Source organism: Acinetobacter sp., from assembly GCF_049284435.1.
Classification (GTDB): Bacteria; Pseudomonadota; Gammaproteobacteria; order Pseudomonadales; family Moraxellaceae; genus Acinetobacter.
In genome coordinates this window covers 1-2337 of record NZ_JBAPXX010000155.1, presented here as the reverse complement: position 1 = coordinate 2337, position 2337 = coordinate 1, and the positions used below count along the sequence as shown (strand labels likewise).

3 protein-coding genes and 1 pseudogene are annotated in these 2337 nt (G+C 39.8%); 3 read left to right on the top strand and 1 reads right to left on the bottom strand.

All coding sequences use genetic code 11. From position 1 onward, the window contains the following. The 3 genes from WAK81_RS13435 to WAK81_RS13425 form a co-directional block, all read left to right on the top strand. A partial coding sequence (locus WAK81_RS13435; protein WP_422197514.1) for an amino acid--tRNA ligase-related protein occupies positions 1–576 on the top strand: 576 nt, incomplete at its 5' end. 115 nt (positions 577–691) lie between these two features. Further along, positions 692–913, top strand: a complete 222-nt coding sequence (locus tag WAK81_RS13430) for a hypothetical protein (protein WP_004278319.1) — start codon at positions 692–694, stop codon at positions 911–913. 18 nt (positions 914–931) lie between these two features. Next, the gene (locus tag WAK81_RS13425) at positions 932–1795 is read left to right on the top strand and encodes a lysophospholipid acyltransferase family protein (RefSeq protein WP_422197511.1); all 864 of its coding nucleotides are present in this window, start codon (positions 932–934) and stop codon (positions 1793–1795) included. A 7-nt stretch (positions 1796–1802) separates the two neighbouring features. Here WAK81_RS13425 and WAK81_RS13420 read toward each other — a convergent pair. Beyond that, positions 1803–2210: pseudogene (locus tag WAK81_RS13420) on the bottom strand (hypothetical protein); the annotation flags it as partial. Between the last annotated feature and the right edge of the window lie 127 nt (positions 2211–2337).

The following is a 2337-nucleotide window of genomic DNA, read 5'->3' as shown; positions in this document are numbered from 1 at the left end:
GTTGTGAACGATGCCATGGGTGCTTTACGTATTAAAGTTGGGCATGACTTGAAAATGTCGACTTGCGAGTGGGCTCCACTTTGGGTGGTTGACTTCCCAATGTTTGAAGAAACAGATGATGGCAAATGGACGTCTGTTCACCACCCATTCACGCTGCCAAAATCTAGCGTAGAAGAAGTGAAAAACAATCCAGGCGCTGCTCTTTCTGTTGCTTACGATATGGTATTGAACGGTACTGAAGTCGGTGGTGGTTCACTGCGTATTCACAACCTTGAAATGCAAAAAGCGATCTTTGAAGCGCTTGGTATTGGTGAAGAAGAAGCAGAAGAGAAATTCAGCTTCTTATTAAATGCATTACGTTACGGTGCTCCTCCGCATGGTGGTTTGGCATTTGGTCTTGACCGTCTTGTGATGCTCATGACTGGTGGTGCTTCTATTCGTGATGTCATTGCGTTCCCGAAAACAAAAACTGCTGAATGTCCATTAACGCAAGCACCTGCTCTAGTTGAATCAAACCAACTGCGTGACCTTGGTATTCGCTTACGTGAAAAACCAAAAGCTGAATCTCAAGAATAATTTCTTGACGTTTTAACTGAAAAAGCCCTGTCTCGTGCGGGGCTTTTTTGTAAGATTGAGTCGTATCTGGAACAGTGGCATAATAGCGGCAGTTTTTAATCTAAGGTAATTAGCAATGGCTATGCGTCCTGCAGTTCGTAATCGCAGCATTATGCTTATTGTATTTTCAGTGGTTCAATGGCTGTTCATGCGCTATATCCTTGCCAACAATCTGTTCAATCTCGATACCAATGACCGTATTGTGTATTTTTGTCTGAGCAGTATTTTAGGCGCCCTGCTGATTTTTGTAGGTTTGATTTATATGGTGCTGAAGGGCAATCCGGACAAAGACCTATAATCTGACCATCTGGATACCATGTACACCCTACTCAAAAATTTCTCCAAGCTTCCATTAAGATTCATTCAAAATCTTGCGCAACTGGCTGGATCTCTTTTGTATCTCAGCCATTCTTCTGCACGCCGAGTGACTGAGATTAATCTGGCCTCTGCTTATCCTGAACTTTCTGAATCTGAACGAGCAGATTTGACTAAACGCAGCCTGAAAAGTCAGTGCATGACCTATGCAGAATCAGTCAAAATTTGGGGTTCATCTCCTGAATACGCGTTGTCTTTAATGCGAGATGTACAAGGTGCAGATCTATTTATCCAAGCTTTGCAAAATCCTCAGGGCTGCTTGGCTGTAGTTCCCCATTTTGGTACGTGGGAACTGTTGAATGTCTGGATCAATCAGCACACCTCCCCTGTGATTATGTATAAGCCCAGCAAGAATCAGGATATTGACCGGTTTATGCTTGAAGCTCGGCAACGCCTGAATGCCACCCTGGTCCCTACAGATGATTCTGGTGTACGTGCTGTATTTAAACATTTAAAACAGGGTGGTTTTTCTGCAATTTTACCGGATCATGTCCCAAAAGAGTCTGGTGGAATCTATTCTTATTTTTATGGTCAAAATGCCTTATCTTCGACTCTGCTTTCCAAACTTGCGGCTAAAACACAATGCTCTGTAATTGGGCTTAGTTGTTTAAGACGTGAAGATTTATCGGGTTATGATATTTACGTGACTGAAATTTCCAGTGATATTTTGTCGAAAAATTTACAGCTTTCCGTTGATACCCTAAATAAAGAAATGGAGCGCATGATTAATGTCGCTCCAGAGCAGTATTTGTGGGGGTATAAGAGGTTTAGGAAAATAATTAATGAAAGTAATATTTATCAATAAATTTTAATTATTCAATTAAATCACTTAAAGTTAACTTAATATCGATTCCTAACTTTGTTGTTCGTGCATTAACTTCATTATGTCGTTTAACAATCTTTTTAGTACTTTTTGACAGTAGAGAAGAACGCATTATCCATTGATAAATTGAATTTCTTTGCTCATATTTCTGTATCCAACGCTTATCTCTACTTGCTTGTAATTGTTCAATACTAGGTTGAATCTTATCCCCATATAAATTACGAGATGTATCAAAAATAAATGTATAGTTTGGTGGTAGCTTTTTTAATGTAATAAGGCCTGCATCATGCCACTCATCAACCAAGTTTTGTAAAATAATCTGATCCCAAATAGTTGGATTTTGCAACATACGCTTCTCCCATTCATCCATCAGAGAATGTGCATTTTTAGTGTCATTTGGCTTTGTTGCACAAAGATTTAAAGATTAGATTTACCCTAAGCGACTCAGGTTTAAGTGACAACTTGGGTATGAGGTCGGCCTAATTCCGTAAATATATTTAATACGGCTACACGAGCATGAATCT

What these genes read in the sequence shown, in the direction of transcription:
- WAK81_RS13430 (WP_004278319.1), top strand. Translation starts at nt 692, where the DNA reads ATGGCTATGCGTCCTGCAGTTCGTAATCGCAGCATTATGCTTATTGTA.
- WAK81_RS13425 (WP_422197511.1), top strand. Translation starts at nt 932, where the DNA reads ATGTACACCCTACTCAAAAATTTCTCCAAGCTTCCATTAAGATTCATT.